General features: G+C 64.2%; 21 protein-coding genes and 2 pseudogenes. 20 read left to right on the top strand and 3 right to left on the bottom strand.

What is annotated here, in order from left to right:
• Positions 1–10: 10 nt before the first annotated feature.
• Positions 11–958 carry a LysR family transcriptional regulator BsrA gene (gene bsrA / locus AC07Y4_RS04285; protein ID WP_494797360.1) on the bottom strand — a complete coding sequence of 316 codons (948 nt, stop codon included), beginning with the start codon at positions 956–958 and terminating at the stop codon, positions 11–13.
• Between the two features lie 151 nt (positions 959–1,109).
• On the opposite strand from bsrA, the gene AC07Y4_RS04290 reads away from it, so the two are divergent.
• Both AC07Y4_RS04290 and AC07Y4_RS04295 read left to right on the top strand, forming a co-directional pair.
• Positions 1,110–2,021 (top strand): TauD/TfdA dioxygenase family protein, encoded by a 912-nt coding sequence (locus AC07Y4_RS04290; RefSeq protein WP_494797359.1) that lies wholly within the window; start codon positions 1,110–1,112, stop codon positions 2,019–2,021.
• 88 nt (positions 2,022–2,109) lie between these two features.
• Positions 2,110–3,468 carry an MFS transporter gene (locus AC07Y4_RS04295; RefSeq protein WP_494797358.1) on the top strand — a complete coding sequence of 453 codons (1,359 nt, stop codon included), beginning with the start codon at positions 2,110–2,112 and terminating at the stop codon, positions 3,466–3,468.
• Positions 3,469–3,760: 292 nt separating this feature from the next.
• On the opposite strand, the pseudogene AC07Y4_RS04300 reads toward AC07Y4_RS04295, so the two are convergent.
• Positions 3,761–4,128 (bottom strand): annotated as a pseudogene (locus tag AC07Y4_RS04300) (IS701 family transposase); the annotation flags it as partial.
• A 74-nt stretch (positions 4,129–4,202) separates the two neighbouring features.
• Here AC07Y4_RS04300 and AC07Y4_RS04305 point away from each other — a divergent pair.
• From AC07Y4_RS04305 to AC07Y4_RS04380, 16 genes and pseudogenes are all read left to right on the top strand, one after another.
• The gene (locus AC07Y4_RS04305) at positions 4,203–5,117 is read left to right on the top strand and encodes a LysR family transcriptional regulator (protein WP_494797357.1); all 915 of its coding nucleotides are present in this window, start codon (positions 4,203–4,205) and stop codon (positions 5,115–5,117) included.
• 26 nt (positions 5,118–5,143) lie between these two features.
• Entirely contained in the window at positions 5,144–5,371 is a 228-nt protein-coding gene (locus AC07Y4_RS04310; protein WP_494797356.1) for an EexN family lipoprotein, read from the top strand.
• Between the two features lie 215 nt (positions 5,372–5,586).
• Positions 5,587–7,599 (top strand): conjugal transfer protein TraG, encoded by a 2,013-nt coding sequence (locus AC07Y4_RS04315; RefSeq protein ID WP_494797355.1) that lies wholly within the window; start codon positions 5,587–5,589, stop codon positions 7,597–7,599.
• Positions 7,596–8,060: a CopG family transcriptional regulator gene (locus AC07Y4_RS04320; protein WP_494797354.1), complete on the top strand. Its 465-nt coding sequence runs from the start codon at positions 7,596–7,598 to the stop codon at positions 8,058–8,060. Before AC07Y4_RS04315 ends, AC07Y4_RS04320 begins: the two co-directional genes overlap by 4 nt.
• The gene (gene trbB, locus AC07Y4_RS04325; protein WP_494797353.1) at positions 8,057–9,124 is read left to right on the top strand and encodes a P-type conjugative transfer ATPase TrbB; all 1,068 of its coding nucleotides are present in this window, start codon (positions 8,057–8,059) and stop codon (positions 9,122–9,124) included. The genes AC07Y4_RS04320 and trbB overlap by 4 nt, the downstream gene beginning before the upstream one ends.
• A complete protein-coding gene (locus AC07Y4_RS04330) occupies positions 9,121–9,513 on the top strand; it encodes a TrbC/VirB2 family type IV secretion system protein (protein ID WP_494797352.1) in 393 nt (130 codons plus the stop codon). The genes trbB and AC07Y4_RS04330 overlap by 4 nt, the downstream gene beginning before the upstream one ends.
• Complete coding sequence (locus tag AC07Y4_RS04335; RefSeq protein ID WP_494797351.1) at positions 9,510–9,782, top strand: VirB3 family type IV secretion system protein; 273 nt, start codon at positions 9,510–9,512, stop codon at positions 9,780–9,782. The genes AC07Y4_RS04330 and AC07Y4_RS04335 overlap by 4 nt, the downstream gene beginning before the upstream one ends.
• A gap of 10 nt (positions 9,783–9,792) precedes the next feature.
• A complete protein-coding gene (trbE, locus tag AC07Y4_RS04340) occupies positions 9,793–12,264 on the top strand; it encodes a conjugal transfer protein TrbE (protein ID WP_494797350.1) in 2,472 nt (823 codons plus the stop codon).
• Positions 12,261–13,016 (top strand): P-type conjugative transfer protein TrbJ, encoded by a 756-nt coding sequence (gene trbJ / locus AC07Y4_RS04345; RefSeq protein WP_494797349.1) that lies wholly within the window; start codon positions 12,261–12,263, stop codon positions 13,014–13,016. Before trbE ends, trbJ begins: the two co-directional genes overlap by 4 nt.
• A 9-nt stretch (positions 13,017–13,025) precedes the next feature.
• A complete protein-coding gene (gene trbL, locus AC07Y4_RS04350; RefSeq protein ID WP_495274194.1) occupies positions 13,026–14,387 on the top strand; it encodes a P-type conjugative transfer protein TrbL in 1,362 nt (453 codons plus the stop codon).
• A gap of 11 nt (positions 14,388–14,398) precedes the next feature.
• A complete protein-coding gene (gene trbF, locus AC07Y4_RS04355) occupies positions 14,399–15,103 on the top strand; it encodes a conjugal transfer protein TrbF (protein ID WP_494797347.1) in 705 nt (234 codons plus the stop codon).
• On the top strand, positions 15,100–16,080 hold the full coding sequence (gene trbG, locus AC07Y4_RS04360; RefSeq protein WP_494797346.1) for a P-type conjugative transfer protein TrbG: 981 nt from the start codon (positions 15,100–15,102) through the stop codon (positions 16,078–16,080). The genes trbF and trbG overlap by 4 nt, the downstream gene beginning before the upstream one ends.
• A gap of 2 nt (positions 16,081–16,082) precedes the next feature.
• The gene (locus tag AC07Y4_RS04365; RefSeq protein ID WP_495274195.1) at positions 16,083–17,351 is read left to right on the top strand and encodes a TraB/TrbI/VirB10 family type IV secretion system protein; all 1,269 of its coding nucleotides are present in this window, start codon (positions 16,083–16,085) and stop codon (positions 17,349–17,351) included.
• Positions 17,348–17,593: a DUF2274 domain-containing protein gene (locus AC07Y4_RS04370; protein WP_494797344.1), complete on the top strand. Its 246-nt coding sequence runs from the start codon at positions 17,348–17,350 to the stop codon at positions 17,591–17,593. Before AC07Y4_RS04365 ends, AC07Y4_RS04370 begins: the two co-directional genes overlap by 4 nt.
• 462 nt (positions 17,594–18,055) lie before the next feature.
• The gene (locus AC07Y4_RS04375) at positions 18,056–18,505 is read left to right on the top strand and encodes a hypothetical protein (RefSeq protein ID WP_494797343.1); all 450 of its coding nucleotides are present in this window, start codon (positions 18,056–18,058) and stop codon (positions 18,503–18,505) included.
• A 168-nt stretch (positions 18,506–18,673) separates the two neighbouring features.
• Positions 18,674–19,051, top strand: a pseudogene (locus tag AC07Y4_RS04380) (FAD-dependent oxidoreductase); the annotation flags it as partial.
• A 33-nt stretch (positions 19,052–19,084) separates the two neighbouring features.
• Here the strand turns inward: AC07Y4_RS04380 and AC07Y4_RS04385 are convergent.
• Positions 19,085–19,999 carry a LysR substrate-binding domain-containing protein gene (locus tag AC07Y4_RS04385; protein ID WP_494797475.1) on the bottom strand — a complete coding sequence of 305 codons (915 nt, stop codon included), beginning with the start codon at positions 19,997–19,999 and terminating at the stop codon, positions 19,085–19,087.
• 452 nt (positions 20,000–20,451) lie between these two features.
• Here AC07Y4_RS04385 and AC07Y4_RS04390 point away from each other — a divergent pair, with 452 nt between their 5' ends.
• Positions 20,452–21,795: a tyrosine-type recombinase/integrase gene (locus AC07Y4_RS04390; protein ID WP_495274196.1), complete on the top strand. Its 1,344-nt coding sequence runs from the start codon at positions 20,452–20,454 to the stop codon at positions 21,793–21,795.
• 293 nt (positions 21,796–22,088) lie between these two features.
• Positions 22,089–22,334, top strand: coding sequence for a helix-turn-helix transcriptional regulator (locus tag AC07Y4_RS04395; protein WP_495274197.1), 246 nt, complete (start codon positions 22,089–22,091; stop codon positions 22,332–22,334).
• Positions 22,335–22,347: the final 13 nt, after the last annotated feature.

The following is a 22,347-nucleotide window of genomic DNA, read 5'->3' on the forward strand; positions in this document are numbered from 1 at the left end:
CCTCTGCCGATCAGCCGTGCAGGTGCCGCGCTTCGATTTCACCAGCGCTTTTTCCGCGGAGCGCAGTATGAAGAATCTGCTCCTTCAGCCATTGCAAGTCGGAGACGTGCTCTTGCTTGCGATGCCATATGAGACTGATCTGTATCGGAGACATCTCGAATGGAAACTCCGCGATCTGGAAACCCTGGCTGCGAGCGAAATATCTGGCCAGGTTCAGCGGTATGGTGCCCAGCAATTCGGTGCCGGCGACTATGGCAGGAATCGTCAGGTAATGCGGCACCTGGAGTTGCACATGACGTCGCACCTTGGCCGATCCCAAAACGATTTCAAGAGGACTGCCGCGGCCGGCTCGGGGCAGAATCGAGACGTGCTGTGCTTTCAGGTAGGCCTTCTTGTCAAGGCCGTCCTTGAACGCAGGATGCCCCGCGCGACCGATCACCGCGAGTGATTCTTCGGTGATCGGCTGGTAAAGAAGATCAGGATCATCGAAGTACAGATAATCCATTGCCAGATCCAGATCCCCACTGGCCAGCCGTTGTGGTAGCGAGGTGCCTTCGTCGGGCAACACCTGCAGTATCACCCGCGGCGCCAGTTGCTTCAGCCGCGCCATCAAGGCTGGCAGCAATCGTAATTGGGCATCGTCATTCATAGACAACCGAAAAATTCGCTCGGTGTCGGGGCGGAAGCTTTCCTGGCCACCAATTCCAGACTGCAACAGATACAAGGCTTGCCGCACCGACCTGTGCAGTGCCATGGCCTCGACAGTTGGTTCGAGCCCTTTGGCCGTGCGACGAAACAGCGGCTGCCCCAGTTGCTCGCGCAGGCGGCTGAGCGCGTTGCTCATGGCCGGCTGACTCTTGTGCATTCGCTCTGCGGCGCGTGACAGGTTGCGCTCCTGCATGAGGGTGTCGAACACCAACAAGAGGTTGAGGTCGATCTTCTGCAAATTCTGATTCATGAATGATGCTTATCAAGAATATCCATTGGCATGAAGATGATGGCATCCATAGACTGCAAAGCCAAGCGGGCTACTGACCCTCGATCAGAAAGTTGCGGAGAGCACCTGTCTCTCGCTTTCATGGGGCAATCACTTGATGAAGGAGACATAGATGGAAATGAATGTTCTGCGACAGGACGCGCCGTGCGGCGCGGTAGTGGAAGGCGTGGATCTGACGCGCACGCTGACGGACGCGCAGGTCGTCGAAATACGCAAACACTGGCTTGAACATCAAGTCCTCGCATTCATCGATCAAGACATGGCCATCGAGGACATCGAGCGCTTCGCCCTGACCATTGGCCCGTACGGCTCCGACCCTTTCTTTGAATCGATTCCCGGCCATCCCCATGTCGCACAAGTGCGCCGGGATGCGAATGAAAAGACGCCCTTGTTTGCCGAGACTTGGCATTCGGACTGGAGTTTCATGGCGGAGCCGCCAGCAGCGACCTTGCTGTACGGCAACGTCGTCCCGCCCATAGGCGGTGACACGTTGTTTTCCAACCAATATGCCGCCTGGGAGACGCTTCCCGCCAATTTGAAATCTCTGGTGGCCGAAAGGCGCGGCATCCATTCGGCAGGCCGCGCCTATGCACGCGACGGCGCCTATGGTGAAAAGGACACGGGACGCTCGATGAAAATCCGCTATTCGGATGAGGCATTGGCGATCGCAATCGCACCCCCTTGCACGAGTGCATCCCGAGACAGGGCGCGTGGCCTTGTTCGCCAGCCCGGGTTACACCATCGGCATCGAAGGCATGAGCGGGGAAGAAGCGCAGCCCATCCTGCGCGCGTTGTTCGAGCACCAAGCTCGCTCGGAGGTCGTGTATCGCCATCGCTGGACGCAAGGAACGCTTTTGTTGTGGGACAACCGTTGCGTCAACCATGCGGCCACGGGTGGCTACGACGGGCACGACCGACTTCTGCATCGAATCACCGTGGCGGACCGTACCTTTTTGTGATCGCTGGAAAGTCGATCGCTCGTGTCTACGCGAAGTTCGACGCTATCGACTCCCATTTGACGTAGTTCATTGGACGCCAGATTGCTGCGTCGATGCCGCGCCGCACCCGTCTCTGCCCTCGAGGATGAGGCATGAGGCTACAGGAGACAACCCATGGCAGTCACACACGCGCCGAACGGCGGCCCGATCACCGAGACCTCGGTCGAGGCGGCGATTTTTTCCAAGGTCAACTGGCACATCCTGCCGTTGCTGCTGGTCGCCTACGTTTTCGCCTTCATTGATCGCGTCAACATCGGCTTCGCGCAGCTGCAGATGAAGAGCGACCTGCATTTGAGCGACCACGTCTTCGCGCTCGGCGCGGGCCTGTTCTTCGTCGGCTACTTCCTGTTCGAGGTGCCTAGCAATCTCTTCCTTGAGAAGGTCGGCGCCCGAAAGACGATTCTGCGCATCATGCTGTGCTGGGGCGCCTGCGCCACTCTGATGGCCTGGGTCACTGCGCCCTGGCAGTTCTACGTCCTGCGTTTCCTGCTCGGTGCCTTCGAGGCAGGTTTTTTCCCAGGCGTGATCCTTTACTTCACCTACTGGTACCCGTCGACACGGCGAGGGCGGGCCATCGCGATCTTTATGACCGCCACCGCGCTAGCCGGCGTCATCGTCGGCCCACTGAACGGCGCGTTGATGAAGTTCGGCGAAGGCTTCATGGGCATGCATGGTTGGCAATGGATGTTCATAGCCAATGGTGCGCCCTGCTTGGTCGTCGCGTTCATGGTCTATTTCATGCTGAGCGATACCCCGGCGCAGGCCAGGTGGCTCACGGACGAGCAGAAGAAGATCCTCATCCGTCGCGTAGAGAGTGAAAAAATCACCACCGGACGCACGCACAGCGCGATGAAGGATTTGCTGAGCGATCCAAAGATCTTCGCGCTAGCGTTGATCTACTTCCTGATGAGCGCCGCCGTCTACGCCTTGCTATTCTGGGCGCCGACCCTGATCCGCAGTTGGGGCGTGACGGACGTGTTCCACGTCGGTCTGCTGAAGGCCATTCCCAGCGTCATCGGCATGATCGGCATGGTTCTGATCGGCCGTAGTTCCGACCGCATGAATGACCGACGCTGGCACTTCGTATTCGCCATGTGTTGCATCACCGTCGGCCTGGGAACGATCGCGATGCTAGCGCCGGGCTTGGTCGTGTCGCTGAGCCTGTACTCGCTCGCCATCATCGGCACGTCCGCTTCGACACCATTGTTTTTCGCCTTTATCAGCGAGTACCTGCCGAAGGAAACGGCGGCTGGTGGCATTGCGCTTATCAGCTCGCTGGGCAACCTCGGTCCAGCGATCTCGCCGTCCATCAGCACTTGGATCCTGACCTCGACAGGGGACAACAAATACAGCCTCATGTTCATTGTCGCAATGTACGCCTTGGCCGGAATCTTCATGGTGTTGGCGGCGCGCAAGGGGGCGGCTGCCTCCGCGGTACGCAGCCGGTCTAACGACGCGCAGCAGCCGGTCTAACGACGCGCACGTCAGCCGCCTGAAGGAACAGCCAGTTTGGCGGATCAAACGCTGGGAAGAATGGAGCGTGGGTGCACGCTCGTCGATATGCGCAGCTTAGGTGGTGATCCCGGAAAAAAAAGGCTGTCGCTGGTAGTGCGATCGACTCGCCTGATTACGTCCTGCAGCCGAGTTCGCGCGAGATGCTCTTGGAGGATTCGATGACGATGGGCGCGCCGTTGCGCGTGACTGATTCAGGTTTCCGCTCTCCAGGCGCACCGAGCTGATGGCGGCGATGCATCGAACCCCGTCACCCTCGGCTCGCGTAATGGCCAAGGCCAAAGTCCTGCTTCGGGTTCTGGTAGTCACGCTCGATGCGCCAGCGCTGATGGACGATGTCGACCAACTCGTTGATCGTGTGTCCTCTGGCAGGGAGGACAGGAAGTACTTGCTCGGTTCAGCGTCGCTCGCCGGCCACTGGATCAAGAGTCACTGCTCGGACGCAGACGTGTCTTGCCCGTACTGCCGCCAGGGTGGCGCACCCGCACGGCCGAAAAAGCGGCCGTTCAGCGTGCTGTTGGTTCCCTCGCGCCGGCTGATGTTCTGGAACGCTCGGCTTGGCAGCGACTGCGCCAATGCCTTGACACTCATGGGCTGCAGCGCCGCCGTGCGCATGGGCATCGAGATCGTGGCCAATCATGCTAAGTGAGAAAGCTAAAGTCCAAACATCGCTGGTAACAGCAACGTGGTGATCTATGGAACTTCGTCATCTCCGCTGTTTCCTTGCCGTGGCCGAAGAACTCCATTTCGCCCGAGCTGCCGAACGGTTACACGTTGACCAGTCGCCGTTATCCCGCACCATCAAGGAACTGGAGGAAGAACTCGGCACTCATCTGTTCGTCCGCACCACACGCCGCACGCAACTGACCCGCGCGGGTCGTTTGTTCTGTGAGCACGTTCAGCGTGTCTTTGCGGCGCTGGATCAGGCGCGCGATAGCGTCAAGTCTGCCGCCAACGGCTTTCACGGTCAGTTGCGCATTGCCTTGTCCGACGGCATCACACCATCGCGTCTGCCGGCGCTCTTGGCACGTAGCCGCGAAGAAGATCCCGAGGTGGAAATCCGACTGTTCGAGGTGCCGTTGGATCAGCAGATCAAGGGGCTTCACAGCGACCTGTATGACGCCGGGTTTTCGATGGCCGAAGATGCGGGCGACGGCATTCTGGTCACTCCCGCGTGGGAGGATGAATTGATGGTGGCGGTGCCTGCTCGCCATCCCGTGCTCGCCTTCAAGCAGGTTCCTCTGGAGGAAGTGCTGCGCTATCCGTTGGTGCTGGGCGATCCGGCCATCTGCGAAGGCCATGCGCGACAGGTCGATCGATTTCTTCGCAAGTGCAGACAGGAACCGCTGATCGCGCAGCGTGTGGCAACCTTCGATGTGATGATGACTCTGGTTTCTGCTGGGCTGGCCTTGGGTCTGGCGGGCGCGGCACACGTTGCCTCCAGCCGCGAGCCGGGCGTCGTGGCTCGGCGCTTGGCGGGCAAACCGCCCATGCTCATGACCTATCTGCTGCGCAGCAAAGCGGAGCCTTCGGGGATGCTGGCCCGGTTCATCGAACGAGTGGCCTTCATTGATTCAGCGGATGACACGAACGGCGCCGGAGATTCATAGACCCACTCGATGAAAGGACTCGAACCATGAACAAAGTGATGCTGCTGATGCTGGCTGCCGCGCTGACTGCATGCGGCCCCTCTCAACCGTCGGAAACTGTGGACGCACTCGTGGCAAATCCCGAGCGCATCAAGGAAATTCAACGGCTGTGCAAGGACGACCGCGCCAAGGTCGGCGACGAACTCTGCCGCCGCGCGGCGGAGGCCGCCAACCGGCGCTTCTTCGGAGATCGGCCGGAGCAGAAATCCAAGTAGGGCTCTTCGCCGTCGCTTCGCTGCGACGAAGTTCTCGCTGTCACCTCACTACGCCGCAGCACGCTCGCGCCTGCGGCGCTTTTATTGTCTTCGCCACGAAAAGAAGTCTGGCTTTTTCGGCCTGAATCGTCGCCACGACGGCCTTTGACCGGCCTGCACGCGCGCCTTGATCCTCAGTGCTGCGGCACCTCCGTGTCGTGATTGGAGGCAGGGTCATGCAAGGGACGAACGTACTGTTCGGTCAGATCGCCGTGGTGTTCGGCATCGTGGTCGCCGGTGTGTGGAGTGCCACACAATGGACAGCCGCCGCCCTGGGTTATCAGCTACGCCTGGGCTCGCCATGGTTTGACTTCTTCGGCACGCCGGTCTATCACCCCTGGCGGCTGTTCGAGTGGTGGTTCTTCTTCGACGCCTACGCGCCGCGTGTCTTTGACATCGGCGGCGCGATCGCGGGCGGCAGCGGCCTCGTGGCCGTGGTGGTGGCCATCGGCATGTCGATCTGGCGCTCGCGGCAATCGCGCCTGGTCACAACCTACGGCTCGGCCCGCTGGGCAAACGCGGAGGACATTCGCAAGGCCGCCCTCACGCGGTCAGTCGGCGTGTTCCTCGGCCAGCACGATCGTCAGTATCTGCGGCATGAGGGCCCGGAACACATCCTGACCTTCGCGCCGACGCGCTCGGGCAAAGGTGTCGGCCTGGTGGTGCCGACGCTGCTGTCCTGGCCCGCGTCCGCAGTCATCCACGACATCAAGGGCGAGAACTGGGCCATCACCGCCGGCTGGCGTTCGCAGTTCTCGCACTGCCTGCTGTTCAACCCCACCGATGCGAAGTCGGCGGCCTACAACCCGCTGCTGGAAGTCCGGCGCGGCGCGCATGAAGTGCGCGACGTGCAGAACATCGCGGACATCCTGGTCGATCCCGAAGGTGCGCTGGAGCGCAGGAACCATTGGGAAAAGACCTCGCACGCGCTGCTGGTCGGCGCCATCCTGCATGTGCTCTACGCGGGCGAGGACAAGACGCTGCGCGGCGTCGCCAACTTCCTGTCCGATCCGGCCAGCCCGTTCGAGCTGACCTTGCACCGGATGATGACCACGCCGCACCTCGTGAACGAGGTGCGCGATGGTCCGCATCCCGTCGTTGCTTCGGCGGCGCGTGAAGTTCTCAACAAGTCGGACAACGAGCGTTCCGGCGTGCTGTCCACGGCCATGTCGTTCCTCGGCCTGTACCGCGACCCCACGGTGGCCGAAGTCACATCGCGGTGCGACTGGCGCATCGCGGACCTGATCGCCGCCGAGCATCCGGTATCGCTGTATCTGGTGGTTCCGCCTTCGGACATTTCGCGCACGAAGCCACTCATTCGCCTGATCCTCAACCAGATCGGGCGGCGGCTCACCGAATCGCTCGATGGCTCCGACGGCATCGAGCGCCGCCACAAGCTGCTCCTGATGCTCGACGAATTCCCTGCGTTGGGCAGGCTCGATTTCTTCGAGACGACGCTGGCCTTCATGGCCGGCTATGGCATCCGCAGCTTCCTCATCGCGCAGTCGCTCAACCAGATCGACAAAGCCTACGGCCAGAACCATTCGATTCTGGACAACTGCCATGTCCGCGTGACGTTCGCCACCAACGACGAACGCACCGCCAAGCGCATTTCCGAGACCCTGGGCACAGCCACTGAACTGCGCGCGCAGCGCAACTACGCGGGCCATCGGCTCGCGCCGTGGCTCGGGCATCTCATGGTGTCGCGCCAGGAAACGGCCCGACCGCTGCTCACGCCCGGCGAAGTGATGCAGCTACCGCCCGACGAGGCGGTGGTGATGGTCTCCAGCGTGGCACCGATCAAGGCGAAGAAGCTGCGCTACTACGCGGACAGCAATTTCAAGAGCCGCGTGCTGCCGCCGCCTGTGTTGGCAGACGGGCACTATGCCGATGCACCGCCGGCGCGTGCCGATGACTGGAGCGCCTTGGCGATTCCACCGATGCCGACCATGCCAGCCACGGCATTCGCCGATGGCTTGGATTCCACCGACGACGGTGGCCCGCGCCGTCAGCCCGAACTCTCCGAAACCGTCGCCTACGACCTCGAGCTGGCCGCGCCCGCGGCCGACCTCGGGCTGCTCGATGACGACGACGACCTGCCGCTTTCCCTTCCTCGCCAGCTTGATCCTGTGCACCAGCGCACGGCTCGGCTGGCTTCCCTCGACCCCAACGACGGAATCGAGCTATGAGCCACTACCGCCTGAATCTCTTTATCCAGCCCGAGCACGCCAAGCGGCTCGACGAACTGGCCGCCAAGAAGGGCGTGTCCAAGTCATCCATCGTCGCGGCGGCGCTGGCATCGTGGCTGTCGCCCGATGCTGCCGATCAGCGCGAGGCGGCCATTGCCAAGCGCCTCGATCGCCTGTCGCGTCAGGCCGAACGGCTGGAGCGTGACCAGAACATCCAGATCGAAACGCTGGCGCTGTTCATTCGCTATTTCCTGACCGTCAGCACTCCCGTGCCCGAGGCCCATCAGGACGCGGCACGCGCCCAGGGCAAGGCGCGCTTCGAGCAGTTCGTCGAACAACTCGGCCGCCACCTGTTGCGCGGGCGAAGTCTGGTGCGCGACGTGGTGGAGGAACTGCACCCCGATCCGATGCGAATGGAAGGCGCGGCGGCGCAGGCTCAAGCACAGGAGCGTGTGTCATGAGCGCTGTTGCGCAATTCCCGCCCGAACCACGTTCATCCGCTGCGGCCTCGCTGGATCGCCGCATCCAGATGCTGCGCACGGCAATGGGGCCGCTGATCGCCACCGCGCTCGAAGACCCGGACGTGGTGGAAATCATGCTGAACCCGGATCGAACCTTGTGGATCGACCGGCTCTCATCGGGCCGCGCGCCGATGGGCGTGGAGCTGTCCGAAGCGGATGGCGAGCGAATCATCCGCCTTGTGGCCGCCCACGTCGGCGCGGAAGTGCATCGCGGCCAGCCGCTGTTGTCGGCGGAACTGCCCGAAACGGGCGAACGCTTCGAAGGCATCCTGCCGCCCGCCGCGCCGGGGCCGACCTTCGCGTTGCGCAAGCGTGCCATCGGCGTGATTCCGCTGGAGCGGTACGTCGTGGACGGGATGATGACCGCCGCCCAGGCGGGCCTTCTGGTGCGGGCCGTGCGCGAGCGGCAGAACGTTCTGATCGCCGGGGCCACGAGCAGCGGCAAGACCACGCTCGCCAATGCGCTGTTGGCCGAGATTGCCGCTACGGGCGACCGAGTGCTGGTGCTCGAAGACACGGTGGAGCTGCAATGCGCGGCCCGCGACCACGTGCCGCTGCGCACGCGCCAAGGCGTCGTGTCGATGACCGAACTGGTGCGCTCGTCCATGCGCCTGCGCCCGGATCGCGTCGTCGTCGGCGAGGTGCGCGGCGCCGAGGCGCTGGATCTCATCAAGGTGTGGGGCACGGGCCACCCCGGCGGCATCGCCACCATCCATGCCGGCTCCGCGCTGGGCGCGCTGTTGCGCCTGGAGCAATTGATTCTCGAAGTGGCGGTAAATCCGCCCCGTGCGCTGATCGCCGAGGCGGTCAACGTAGTGATCCACATTGCCGGGCGCGGGCGCAAGCGCCGCATCGAGAGCATCGCCCGCGTCGTCGGCTTCGATGGCGTGGGCTACCGATTGGTCGACGGTTTGGCGGATGCGCTGGACGCGCCGTTTCCCGAACTGCCATCGCAGTCCGACCTTTCTTCCCCGTCCCTCAACCACCCTGGAGAACTGCCATGACGCAGATGCACGTTCCTGCTTTCCGTGTTTCCGTAAACCCGCTTTCGCGCTTGCCCAGGCTGGCTCGGCTGCACAGCCTGGCCCGCCCTGCGGGGCACGGGCTGCTGCTGACCGCACTGCTGCTGTTCCTGGCCGGCACCGCGCAGGCCGCCGGTTCCTCGATGCCGTGGGAAGGCCCCTTGCAGTCGATCTTGGAGTCGATCCAAGGGCCGGTCGCGCGAATCGTGGCAGTGATCATCATCATCGCTACGGGCTTGGCACTCGCCTTCGGTGACACCAGCGGGGGCTTTCGCAAGCTGATCCAGATCGTGTTCGGTCTGTCCATCGCGTTCGCCGCGTCCTCGTTCTTCCTGTCGTTCTTCAGCTTCTCCGGCGGAGCCGTCGTATGAGTGCCCCGGACACCTTCGCGGCTGGGTTCGAGGTGCCGCTGCATCGCTCGCTGACAGAGCCGATCCTGCTGGGCGGCGCGCCGCGAACCGTGGCCATTGCCAACGGCACGCTGGCCGCCGCCGTGGGCTTGGGCCTGCAACTGTGGATTCCGGGTGTGGTGCTCTGGATCGTCGGCCACTCGCTGGCGGTCTGGGGCGCGCGTTTAGATCCACAGTTCATGCAGGTCTTTGCGCGGCACATCAAGCAGCGCCCGCTGCTGGACGTGTGAGGGAAGTGCCATGCTGAACCTCGCCGAATACCGCCAGCGGCCCGCACTGCTCGCCGACTGGCTGCCCTGGGCCGGACTGGTCGCGCCGGGCGTCGTCTTGAACAAGGACGGCAGTTTCCAACGCACGGCCGGCTTTCGCGGGCCGGACCTCGACAGCGCGACGCAGGGCGAATTGATCGCCACGTCGGCGCGCTTGAACAACGCGCTGCGCCGCCTGGGTTCGGGCTGGGCACTGTTCATCGAGGCAGAGCGCCGCGCCGCCGCCGACTATCCGCACTCGGAGTTTCCTGAGCCTCTGTCGTGGCTGGTGGACGAGGAACGCCGCGCGTCGTTTGAGGGATCGGGCAACCACTTCGAGAGTGGCTATCACCTGACATTGGTGTACCTGCCGCCCGAGGAATCCCGCGCCCGCGCGGCGGAGATGCTGTACGAGAACCGGCCAACCGAGGGCGTGGATTGGCGCGACCGCCTGACCGCATTCATGGCTGAAACGGATCGCGTCTTCGACCTGCTCGATGGCGTGATGCCGGAGATCGCCTGGCTCGACGACAGCCGGACGCTGACCTGCCTGCACGCCACCGTCTCGACGCGGCGCTATCAGCTGGCGGTGCCCGAGGTGCCGTTCCACATCGACGCGCTGCTGACCGATTCGCCGCTGGTCGGCGGCCTGGCGCCCATGCTGGGCGACCAGCACCTGCGCGTGATGTCGGTGCGGGGCTTCCCGACCTCGACCTGGCCGGGGATTCTGGACGACCTCAACCGCCTGGGGTTTGCGTACCGCTGGAGTACGCGTTTTCTCTGCCTGGACAAAGCCGAGGCGGAAAAGGAACTCGTCCGCCTGCGCCGCCAGTGGTTCGCCAAGCGCAAGAACGTCATCGCGCTGTTGCGCGAAACGATCTTCCAGCAAGAGTCGCCGCTGGTGGATACCGACGCCAGCAACAAGGCCGCCGATGCGGACGCCGCCTTGCAGGAGCTTGGCAGCGATCAAGTCGCCTTCGGCTATCTCACCGCCACGGTGACGGTGCTCGATGCCGATCCTGCCGTGGCCGACGAGAAGCTCCGCATGGTGGAGCGTGCGATCCAGGGCCGGGGTTTCGTCACCATCCCCGAAACCTTGAACGCGGTCGATGCGTGGCTTTCCTCGATTCCAGGGCATGCCTATGCGAACGTGCGCCAGCCCATCGTCTCGACGCTGAACCTGGCGCACATGATGCCGGTGTCAGCCGTCTGGGCCGGGCCGGAGAAGAACGACCACCTGGGCGGCCCGCCGCTGATCGTCACGCGAACCGATGGGGCTACGCCGTTCCGGCTCGTGACGCACATCGGCGACGTGGGCCATGCGCTGGTCGCGGGGCCGACCGGCATGGGCAAATCGGTCTTGCTCGCTACGCTGGCGATGCAGTTCCGCCGCTATCGCGGCTCACGCATCTTCGCCTTCGACATGGGCCGCTCGATGCGCGCCACCATCCTCGGCCTGGGCGGCGAGCACTACGACCTGGGCACGGATGGAGAGATCGCTTTCCAGCCGCTCGCGCGCATCGACCGCGAGGGCTACCGGACCTGGGCCGCTGAATGGGTCGAAGGCCGGCTGGTGCATGAGGGTGTCGCTGTCGGCCCCGACGAGAAGGCGACCATCTGGTCGGCGCTGGGAAGCCTCGCCGGCGCGCCGCTGAAGCAGCGCACGATGACCGGCCTGTCGGTGCTGCTGCAATCGAACGTGCTGCGCCAGGCGCTCGCGCCCTATGTGCTGGGCGGTGCCCACGGCAAGCTGCTGGACGCCGACCATGACCGGCTGGGCATGGCCGACGTGCAGTGCTTCGAGATGGAGGAACTGATGCACAGCAAGGCCGCCGTCATGGCCGTACTGCATTACCTCTTTGCGCGTTTCGATGAACGCTTTGACGGTGCGCCCACGCTGCTGATCCTCGATGAAGCGTGGCTGTTCCTTGATGACCCGGTGTTTGCGGCGCGCATCCGCCAGTGGCTCAAGACCCTGCGCAAGAAAAACGTCAGCGTCATCTTCGCCACGCAGTCGCTCGCGGACATCAAGGATTCGAGCATCGCACCCGCGATCATCGAAAGCTGCGCCAGCCGCATCTTCCTGCCCAACCCGCAGGCGACCGAGCCGCAGATTCGCACGATCTACGAAGGCTTCGGCCTCAACAGCCGGCAGATCGAGATCGTCGCCACGGCAGTTCCGAAGCGCGACTACTACTACCAATCCCGCCTCGGCAATCGCCTGTTCGACCTCGACCTGGGGCCGGCGACGCTGGCCTTCGCGGGCGCCTCCACGCCGCAGGATCAGCGCGACATCGATCGCGTGTTGCCGCATGCGAGCACGCCCGGCTTCGCGGGCGCCTGGCTGCGCCATCGCGGCCTCGATTGGGCGGCCGACCTGCTGCCCTCGTTCCCCGGTCTTGCGCCGCTTGCCTCCCATGTTCCCCCTCATATCACTGACCAACCACAGGAGAACCTGCCATGAAGTCATACACCCCCAAGCTCGCCGCGGTGGCCGTCGCCTGCACGCTCGCCTTCGGCGCCGTGCAGCCGGCCCACGCCATCTTCGGCATCGGCGACACCGTGTTCGATGAATTCAACTTCATGCAGAACATGATGACGGCGGCCAACACGCTGGAGCAGATCAGCAATCAGGTGCAGCAGTTGCAGAACGAGTCGCAGATGCTGATGAACCAGGCGCGCAACTTGGTCAGCCTGCCGTCCAGCGTGGTGAGCCGGCTGCGCAGCAATCTGGCGACCACCCAGCGGCTGATCGCCCAGGCCAAGGGCTTGGCTTATGACCTGGCGAACATGGATCGGGAGTTCGCGCGTCTGTACCCGGAACAGTACGCCGCCACCGTCAGCGGCGACCAGATGTACCGGGATGCGCAGGAGCGTTGGAAGAACACGCTCAACGGCTTGCAGACCACCATGCAGATGCAGGCGCAGTTATCGCAGAACCTGGGCGAGGACGAAAGCGTGCTGGCCGACCTCGTGAGCAAGAGCCAGTCGGCTGTCGGTGCGCTACAGGCGATGCAGGCCACCAACCAGCTTCTGGCCTTGCAGGCCAAGCAGTCGATCCAGGCGCAGCGGCTCCAGATCACCCAGGACCGCGCGGCTTCGCTGGAACTGGCGCGGCAGGCGGCGGCGGCCGAGCGCGGACGCGAGGTGACGCGACGCTTCCTGGGCAGTGGCACGCCGTACACGCCGCACACCGTGAACTTCTACGGCAACTGACGTGCCGCCATGAACGATGTGACGGTCATCGACCGCTTCCTCGACACGTTCTCGCGCTACATCGACTCCGGATTTGGGCTGCTGCAAGGCGAGGTGGCGTTCCTGACTGCCACGTTGATCGTCATCGACATGACGCTCGCCGGGCTGTTCTGGGCGATGGGCCACGCGACGGGGCAGGGCGAGGACGTGATCGCCAAGCTGTTGCGCAAGGTGCTCTACGTGGGTGCCTTCGCCTACATCATCGGCAACTTCAACGGGCTGGCCGGCATCGTGTTCCGGTCCTTCGCCGGACTGGGCCTGACGGCCAGCGGCTCGACCTTGAGCATGGGCAACTTCCTGCAACCGGGACGGTTGGCCAAGGTCGGCATCGACGCGGCAGCGCCCATCCTCGACCAGATCAGGGAGATGGCGGGCTTCCCCGAGGTGTTCATCCACATCGCGCCCATCGTCGTGCTGTTCCTCGCGTGGCTCGTGGTCATCGTCAGCTTCTTCGTGCTGGCGGTGCAGCTGTTCGTGACGCTGATCGAGTTCAAGCTGACCACGCTCGCGGGCTTCGTGCTGGTGCCGTTCGCCCTCTGGAACAAGACGGCGTTCCTGGCCGAGAAGGTCTTGGGCAACGTGGTGTCCTCGGGCATCAAGGTGCTGGTGCTCGCCGTCATCGTGGGCATCGGCTCGGGTTTGTTCGCCGAATTCAGGATACCGCCAGGTTCCGAGCCCTCCATCGACCAGGCGCTGGTCATCATGCTGGCCTCGCTGTCCATGCTGGCCCTGGGCATCTTCGGGCCGGGCATTGCGACCGGGCTGGTGTCCGGTGGGCCGCAGCTCGGCGCGGGCGCGATGGCCGGTGCGGCCATCGGCGCGGCCGGAACCGCCGTGGCGGTCGGCGCCGCGGCCACGGGCGTCGGCAGCGCCGTGGGGGCCGGAGCGCGCATGGCGCCGGCCGCCGCCAAGATGGCGGGGAACGGTGCCCGCTCGATGGCATCGACCGCCGGCAGTGCCAAGTCGGCGTATCAGGCGGGCTCCACTTCGGCCGGTGGTGGCCTCAAGGGTGCCGCCGCTGGCGTAGGCAACGTCGCCAAGACCGGTGCACAAGTAGCCGGGCAGAAGGTGGCCGATGGCGCACGCTCGATGAAGGATCGTGTCGCCGCTGCCTTCCGACCCGATGACGCCGGATCGGCGCCGGGGGCTGGGGCGCAGAACACCAGCGAAGCCGCCGCATCGCCCCCATCCACCGAGCAACCCGCCTGGGCCAAGCGTCTGCATCGCCGCCAGCAACTCACGCATGCCGCGACTACCGCCGCTCACACGCTGCGCGGCGGTGACGGTGGCAGCTCCAGCCAAGGCCCAAGCCTTCGTGATTCCGATTCATAAGGAGAACTCCCATGCGATTCAAAAGACCGCAGGTGCGCTACGCCGACACGCCGCAGCCTGCCACTCCATACCAAGCCGCAGGCCAGGTGTGGGACGAGCGCATTGGCTCGTCGCGTGTGCAGGCGAAAAACTGGCGTTTGATGGCCTTTTGCTGCCTCGCACTCGCGCTGCTGATGGCCGGCGGCTTGGTCTGGCGCTCGGCGCAGTCCATCGTGACGCCTTACGTCATCGAGGTGGACAACGCGGGCCAGGTGCGCGCCGTCGGCGAAGCCGCCACACCGTACAAGCCCAGCGAGGCGCAGATCGCGTACCACCTGGGCCGCTTCATCGGCCTGGTGCGCTCGCTGTCCATCGACCCGATTGTGGTGCGCCAGAACTGGCTCGATGCCTATGACTACACCACCGACAAGGGCGCCGTGGTGCTCAACGAGTACGCCCGCGTGAACGATCCGTTTGCGCGCATCGGCAAGGAGTCGGTGACGGTGCAGATCACCAGCGTGACCCGTGCCAGCGAGACGTCTTTCAACGTGCGCTGGACCGAGCAGCGTTTCGTCACCGGCGCGCTGGATCGTACCGAGCGCTGGAACGCCGTGATTTCCATCGTGCAGCAGACCCCGCGCACCGAGCAGCGCGTGCGCAAGAACCCGCTAGGCATCTACGTCAACGGCCTGTCGTGGAGCCGCGAACTCGATTCTTCCGAAGGAGCCAAGCCATGAATTCGTTTTTCCGCGTTTACGTTTCCGTGCTGACGCTCGCCGCTCTGGCGGGCTGCGCCACGCAGGGCAAGCCGCCGCCGGTGATTTCGCTCGATGAGCCGGTGCAGGCTCAGCCGCTGCCCGAGGCACCGAAGCCGGTGGAAGTCGTGGCCGTGCCCGAGGTGTTGCCAATGCCGGCGCAGATGAAGCCCGTACCGGAAGCCAAACCCGCAGCAGAACCCGTCGATGAAACCATGCGCGTGTCGCGCGCCAACGCCGAGGCGCGCATCGCACCCACGCGCGAAGGCTACGTGAATGCGATTCAGGTTTGGCCGTTCACCGATGGCGCGCTGTATCAGGTCTATGCGGCCGTGGGGCGCGTGACAGTGATTGCGCTCCAGGCGGGCGAGGAACTGGTGACAGTGGCTGCTGGCGATACCGTGCGCTGGATCGTCGGGGACACATCGAGCGGCAACGGGGATGCGCTGCGTGTCAACGTGATGGTCAAGCCGATCCGCTCGGGCCTCAAGACAAACTTAGTCATCACCACCAGCCGCAGGACATATCTGCTGGAGCTGACTTCTACCGAGAAGACATGGATGGCTTCGGTGTCGTGGGAGTACCCGAAAGACAAGATGCTCGCCTTGCAGCGCCAGGCGCAGGCCGCGCAGACGGCGACGCCTGTCGATGCGGGCCTGTCGCTGGAGAAGATCCGCTTCCGCTACGCGATCGGCGGCAGCAACCCGCCGTGGAAGCCGTTGCGCGCCTTCGATGACGGCGAGAAGGTCTATATCCAGTTCCCGGCAGGCATTGCCCAAGGCGAGTTGCCGCCGCTGTTCGTGATCGGCGCGCAGGGCGATGGGCAGTTGGTGAACTACCGCTTCCGCTCGCCGTACTACATCGTGGATCGGCTGTTTGGCACCGCCGAGCTGAGGCTGGGCGGGGACAAAGGCGACGTGGTGCGCATTGAGCGCACGGACGGCACGCGGAGGAATTGACCATGAGCCAGGACGACACTCCCGCCCATGCCACGCCGCAGGCGGGCAAGGGCGCGCCCGAGGCGGTGGCACTTCGCGCTCAGCCGCGTGCGGTGACGAGGCTGAACCGGCGCATGCTGGCCATCCTGATAGGCAGCCTGTCGGTTGCCGTGCTCGGGGCCACGATCTGGTCATTGCAGCCGCACCGGCGCGGCGTGGGCGAGCAGACCGAGCTTTACAACGTGGATCGCGTGTCGAAGTCCGAAGGGCTGGATGGCCTGCCTTCGGACTACTCCAAGCTGCGGAAGGTGCCGGAGCTGGGGCCGCCGCTGCCGGGCGATCTCGGCCCGGCCATCGTGAAGTCGCAGCAGCCGGTGACGCCCACCTATGCACCGCCGGGGCATGATCCGGAGGATGCGCGGCGCAAGGAGGCCGATGCGGCGGCGGCCTCGTCGGTGTTCTTCCGTTCTGGCACGCCCGGCAAGGCCGAAGCGCCAGCCACCGCGCAAGTCGCCGTGGCCGGCTCCGCATCCGCCTTGGCGGGCTTCGACCCGCTGGCGGCTGGCCCGGCCTCGACGGCGGCCCGGCCTGCCGATCCGACCGCCGTGCAGAACCGGCAAGACCAGAAAGAGGTGTTCCTGAAAGCCGGTCCTGCGGAAACGCGCAATTCTGGCAACTTGCAAACGCCGGCTTCGCCATATCAGGTCATGGCCGGGACGGTGATCGCGGCAGCGCTGGTGACGGGGATCAAGTCGGACTTGCCAGGTGACGTGATCGCCACGGTGACGGAGCCTGTCTATGACACGGCTACGGGCAAGTTCCTGCTGATCCCGCAGGGTTCGCGCATTCTGGGCCACTACAACAGCCAGGTGAGTTACGGGCAGAGCCGCGTGCAGATGGCTTGGAACCGGATCATCCTGCCAGATACGTCCTCACTGACGCTGGACAACCTCGTGGGCACCGATCCGGCGGGCTATGCCGGGGTGGAAGACGAGGTTGACCGGCACTGGGGCCGCATCTTGGCCGGCGCTGCGCTGACCACGCTGTTGGGCGTAGGCGCCGAACTGGCCGCGCCGGAGAGCCGGCAGGATGGCAACCGCATCATCATTGCCGGGCGTGATGGCTTGCAGGACGGCGTGAACCAGGTGGGCCAGGAGATGACCCGGCGCAACATGAACATCCAGCCGACGCTGACGGCGCGGCCTGGGTTGCCGGTGCGGGTGATCGTCAACCGCGATCTACAGCTTCGTCCTTACCAGCCCCTGTTCTATCAGCGCGGAAGTGCCCGATGAACGCGACCAGAAAACTGCGGCTCGGCCCGCTGCCTAAACTCGACTCCCTCAAGCTGACCTTCGCGTGTTCGGGCAGCTTGAAGGCAGACCTTGATCGTTACGCTGCGCTGCACGCACAGACGTATGGCGAAGCTGTGGACGCGGCCACGCTGATCCCCCACATGCTGGAAGCATTCATGGCAGGGGATCGAGGCTTCAAGAAAGGCAGCTGCGCCAAGGCATCGTGGCCGAAGACGGGTTGACGGCGTACCTGTCGCAAGCGTTCCCGATGCTTGGGCTATTGGCTTCGACATGATCCGTGTTCACGGGAGGGGACTCGCGGCAGAACCTGTGGTCTGAATGTGATAGACCACCGCAGTTTCATGGTCGACTCCACGCTGTGCTGCCACCCCCGCGCGCTTCGCCCTCCATGCGGTAAATCGACCGCGGGGCGGCCGGCAGCCGAGCGGCACGCCCACGATGCGCTCGAAACCGGCACATCGCGGTGCCAGCCCAGCGGCGTGGGGCTGTACTCGGGCACCAGTGCATGCACCAGCACTTCCGCGGCGACGCCGAGTCGCGACGCGCGCGCAAGCGTTTCACGCGCATCGAGCGCCGCTGCCGGAAGCAGCCGGTTCGCATCGATGTCGTAGGAGCCGCCGAAGCTCACCACGCGCGGTCGCGCGAGGTATTCTTTGTGGCGCGCGGCGCAGACTGGTGTCGGCATGGCGCAACTGGAGGTCCCGCTGCACATCCTGCTGGTGACCTTCCAGGCGATGAAGCTCAGCGGCCTTGCGTGGCCGATCGTCTCGGAGGACGTGCAGGAGACGTGCATGCAGCGCTTGACGGCACGCGCCCGCTTCAACGAGGGACTGCCGGGCGAACTGGCCGACCAGGTCGTGCAGCAGTTCTGCGATGAGCACCCCGAGCGCTATCTGCTCGCCTTCGTCTACGGATACCTCGGTGAGAACGACTTGCTGGGCGTGTGCACCGACGCCGAGAAGTACCTGATGCTGGCGCTCTCAACCTCATGGAGTGCGTCGCCTTCGCCGCATCCATGCCCCTGTCTGGCAAAACATGAAGAACATCGAGGCACTGATCGACGACGGCGGCGAGATCACGGTCGGCGCGATCGCATCGATCCAGTGCGCCGCCACTGCCGCCGACGGCTCTAACGCGCTGGCCATGCTGGTGAGGCGCGAAGGTGAGACGCTCAACGCATTGCTCAAGCGCCTGGACAAGGCCATCGCCAAGTTCTACGAAGACGGCGAGCCTACCGACGAGATCAACGGCCCTGCCGGTTGAAAACGTCGCCGTCAACATGGGACGGCAGGACGCTCACCAAGACCGCTGTCACACGATTCGATGACCGCATCCGCGTGGGCGGCATGGCCGAGCTGTTCCCGGGCGGCGACCTGCCGGCCGCCAGCGTCTGCACCGGCCTGCGCCCGATGACGCCCGACAGCACGCCCATCGTCGGCGCCACGCCGCTGGCCAACCTGTTCCTCAACACCGGCCACGGCACGCTGGGCTGGACGATGGCCTGCGGCAGCGGCAAGCTAGCGTCAGACTTGCTCACTGGCCAGCGCCCCGAGATTCGCTCCGACGGGCTGGATTTGGCTCAATACCTTTGCGCCGGGGCGCTGTCCTGTCTGATCCGCAAAACGAGCCAGTGTGAGTGGCTGCGGCTGAAGGGTAGAAGTCCACCGGCCCTGTGCTGAACGACCTCATCGGCGCTCGCGCAAGGCGAGCCTTCATGCTGAGAGCAACTGCATCCGCGCGTTGTCAAAGCGCTTGCACTCGGCCCTGAGCCAATCCGCAAACGCCCTCACTCGCGCATCGTCCGAAAGCCTGCACAGCAAGACGTAGCGCGCGGGCGCCGGTACATGCCTGCCGAGAACCTTGACGAGGCGGCCGCTCGACAACTCTTCGCAGACCAATGAACTGCGGATGACGGCGATGCCTTGGTTGTTCAAGGCCGCGCCAATCGCCAAAGCTGACAGGTTATATCGCGGCCCCATCAGACGCGCCTTCCATGAAGGGTGCAGACCCTCCGCCCAGGTTCGCGCCTCTATGAACTCGGGCGCGCCGTCCCACGCCTCTGCATCGTCGACCAGCACGACGCCATCGGGACACATGCCTGCGGTAATGCCGGGATGCTGCGCCAAATAGGCGGGCGTGGCGACGGCCACGAGGTATTCATCCAGGATGGTCTCGGCGTGAAGATGAGCGTAATCGATGGGGTCGTAGCGCACTGCCGCTTCGATGCCTCCCTCCTCCATGGTCACTCGGTCGAGGAACTGGTACTCGGCGGTCAGGCGCAATGTGATCTGGGGCTGCTCATGCTGAAAAGCCGAGAGACGCGGCATCAACCACTGCAGGGCGAAGGAGGGCAGACAGCTGATCTGCAGCGGCGTATCCCACACGGCGAGTTGTTTGAGCGTCTGGTCGATGCCGTGCAGCGCCTTGGTGGTTGCCGTCCAGAGCGTTGTGCCCTTCGCTGTGAGCATCAGTCCGCGCGCTTGGCGATCGAACAGTCGGTAGCCCAGCCGTTCCTCCAGGTGGCGAATTTGCTGGCTGACGGCGCTCTGGGTGAGGTTGAGGGCTGCGGCCGCCTTGGTGAAGCTCAGCAGGCGGCCCGCCTCTTCAAAGCAGCGCAAGGCGCCCAGGCGGGGTTCACGCGTGCCGGCGTTGGGCTGACGATGGAAGTTTTCTCCGGTATCCTGAGGGTTGATTGATCATGGTGTTGAAAGCGTTGCCATCCCGCAAATCGCTCCATCTCCCGCGTCAGCAAAAGATCTGCGCTTCTGACGGTAAAAGCGACGGTAAGGCCCCATGTCGATCACAGCCAATCCCTTTAACCATGCGGGTTTGGGGGGCCTGTTGATGATGGAGTGGGAGTGATCTAAGATCGTCTCACGCTGCTTCAGGCGCAATCAAAATCTAGAAAAACCGAATAGCGACAACGACTTGAGTGCTTCAGGCTGTATCAGCCAGCTTCACCCAATCTTTCGCAATTGTCGGTACTCGTGACGGTACGATTTGAAGCGGTGGAAATCGCCGCTTCCGGTACCGTCAGAGGGTCTGACGGTATCAGGCGGCAAACCAGAGTGAGGCTGATTTGCTGACTGATCGAGAGCTGGGCGCTATCAAGCCCAATGGAAAAGTGTTCAAGGTGTCCGACCGCGACGGCATGTACGCGGCGGTGTTGCCAACGGGCACGATTTCCTTCCGCTATGACTACCGCGTGAACAGCCGGCGCGAGACGCTGGCTATCGGCAGGTACGACGCGGATCTGGCGCGCAAGGTGGCGCGCGATCCCGAGGGGCTTGAGTACGGCATGGACGTGTCGCTGCGCGAGGCGCGCACGCTACTTGATCGTGCCCGTCGAGATGTGGAGCGGGGCATGTCACCCTCGCGGGCCAAGGTTGAAAAGCGAGCCGCGGCGGCCGAAGCGGTGACGTTCGCAGGCTGGGCCGAGAGCTACTTCCAGCACAAGGCGGACCCCAAGTCCGGCGCCGAACAACTGGCGGACAGCACTCTGGCCTTCCGGCGTTCCACCTATCGCCGCGTCATCGAGCCAGAACTGGGTCGACTGCGCCTGGAGGAGGTGACCCCTCAACGCTTGATGCGGCTGTGCGACGATGCCAAGGAGAAGCGCGGTCCCGCCGTGGGCGTTCACGTCCGCGAAGTCGTGCAGGCCGTGTTCCGCCACGCGCAGGGCAGGGGCCAATCGGTGAGCAACCCCGCCGAAGCCGTGCGCTCCAGCGCGATCGCTACGTTCAAACCGCGCGACCGCGCCTTGACGCCCGCTGAGATCCGCAAGTTTCTCACCGCACTGGAGCAGGTGGCGACCACCCCCACGCTGCGCCTGGCGCTCAAATTCGTGCTGCTGACCGGCGTGCGCAAAGGCGAGTTCATTGACGCCACGTGGAGCGAAGTTGATTTCGACGCGGAGCGCTGGACGATCCCCGCCGGCCGCATGAAAGCCGGTAACGCGCACGTTGTTCCTCTGGCCGAGCAGGCGCTCGACATCCTGACAGCGCTGCGCTCGTGCTTTGGCTCCAGTCAGTACCTGCACCCCGGCCGGTATGACAGCGAGACGCCGATCTCCAACGCGACCTTGAATCGCGTCATCGACGCCGCGGTGGAGCGCATCCAGAAAGACGATCCCGAGTTTGAGACTTTCGGGGTACACGACCTGCGCCGCACGTTCTCTACGGGCCTAAATAGGGCCAAGTTCGATGAGCGCTGGATCGAGATGAGCCTGGCGCACGCGCCGCGCAACAAGATTGCGGCCGTGTACAACGTCAACCGCTACCTATCGGAGCGCAAGATCATGCTGCAGTGCTGGGCTGACATGATTGGTGCGTGGATGCGCGGCGAGTCGGCGCGCGAGCTGATCGCCGACGCCAAGCGGCGGGCCGCAGAGGTTCATGAGGACGACCTGGACGACGATCTGTAGGACCGCACAACGTTACGCGAGAACCTGGCTTCGGCCGGGTTTTGTCTTTCAGCTCAGCCGCAGTGGGAGCCATCTGTAGTGACGATGCGACGCCACGGAAAAATCTCAATGACTAATAGTCACTTGCTCTCGGTGTCGATTTCTTTTGCAGCGCATGGAAGACGCGTGGGAGCAAAAACGGTTAGGGCGCAGGTTAGAGCGCAGGCACAGCGTAGGGCTATGTCGTTCAGCGGTCGTCGTGACGCTTCAATGGACTCCATGCCGCCTCGGTGGCGTTCAACTGGAGTCCATAGATGGCAAGAAGAGAGATTGACGAGGTGCGTGCAGCTCGCGCCGCGAAGCAGGTCGCGATGGCGAAGGTGCATGGAGATACGCTGCTCCCGACGGACGCTGTTCTGCTGTTGACCGGCTGGAGCACGCCGACGCTGTATCGCCGGTGCAAGTCGGGTGAGTTTCCGCGTGCCGTCAGCCCCGGCCGGTGGCACGGCGGCTCGGTGCTGGCGTGCCTGTCGAAGAAGTCGGCCGGCGCGTCCGCATAGACCCCCGCCGGCA

This window comes from Variovorax sp. GW460-12-1-14-LB1 (assembly GCF_059423605.1).

Coding starts and splice junctions, on each gene's coding strand:
- bsrA (WP_494797360.1), bottom strand. CDS start 958: ATGAATCAGAATTTGCAGAAGATCGACCTCAACCTCTTGTTGGTGTTC.
- AC07Y4_RS04305 (WP_494797357.1), top strand. CDS start 4,203: ATGGAACTTCGTCATCTCCGCTGTTTCCTTGCCGTGGCCGAAGAACTC.
- AC07Y4_RS04320 (WP_494797354.1), top strand. CDS start 7,596: ATGAGCCACTACCGCCTGAATCTCTTTATCCAGCCCGAGCACGCCAAG.
- trbJ (WP_494797349.1), top strand. CDS start 12,261: ATGAAGTCATACACCCCCAAGCTCGCCGCGGTGGCCGTCGCCTGCACG.
- trbG (WP_494797346.1), top strand. CDS start 15,100: ATGAATTCGTTTTTCCGCGTTTACGTTTCCGTGCTGACGCTCGCCGCT.
- AC07Y4_RS04310 (WP_494797356.1), top strand. CDS start 5,144: ATGAACAAAGTGATGCTGCTGATGCTGGCTGCCGCGCTGACTGCATGC.
- AC07Y4_RS04370 (WP_494797344.1), top strand. CDS start 17,348: ATGAACGCGACCAGAAAACTGCGGCTCGGCCCGCTGCCTAAACTCGAC.
- trbL (WP_495274194.1), top strand. CDS start 13,026: ATGAACGATGTGACGGTCATCGACCGCTTCCTCGACACGTTCTCGCGC.
- AC07Y4_RS04395 (WP_495274197.1), top strand. CDS start 22,089: ATGGCAAGAAGAGAGATTGACGAGGTGCGTGCAGCTCGCGCCGCGAAG.
- AC07Y4_RS04295 (WP_494797358.1), top strand. CDS start 2,110: ATGGCAGTCACACACGCGCCGAACGGCGGCCCGATCACCGAGACCTCG.
- AC07Y4_RS04335 (WP_494797351.1), top strand. CDS start 9,510: ATGAGTGCCCCGGACACCTTCGCGGCTGGGTTCGAGGTGCCGCTGCAT.
- trbB (WP_494797353.1), top strand. CDS start 8,057: ATGAGCGCTGTTGCGCAATTCCCGCCCGAACCACGTTCATCCGCTGCG.
- trbE (WP_494797350.1), top strand. CDS start 9,793: ATGCTGAACCTCGCCGAATACCGCCAGCGGCCCGCACTGCTCGCCGAC.
- AC07Y4_RS04365 (WP_495274195.1), top strand. CDS start 16,083: ATGAGCCAGGACGACACTCCCGCCCATGCCACGCCGCAGGCGGGCAAG.
- AC07Y4_RS04290 (WP_494797359.1), top strand. CDS start 1,110: ATGGAAATGAATGTTCTGCGACAGGACGCGCCGTGCGGCGCGGTAGTG.
- AC07Y4_RS04315 (WP_494797355.1), top strand. CDS start 5,587: ATGCAAGGGACGAACGTACTGTTCGGTCAGATCGCCGTGGTGTTCGGC.
- trbF (WP_494797347.1), top strand. CDS start 14,399: ATGCGATTCAAAAGACCGCAGGTGCGCTACGCCGACACGCCGCAGCCT.
- AC07Y4_RS04375 (WP_494797343.1), top strand. CDS start 18,056: ATGGCGCAACTGGAGGTCCCGCTGCACATCCTGCTGGTGACCTTCCAG.
- AC07Y4_RS04330 (WP_494797352.1), top strand. CDS start 9,121: ATGACGCAGATGCACGTTCCTGCTTTCCGTGTTTCCGTAAACCCGCTT.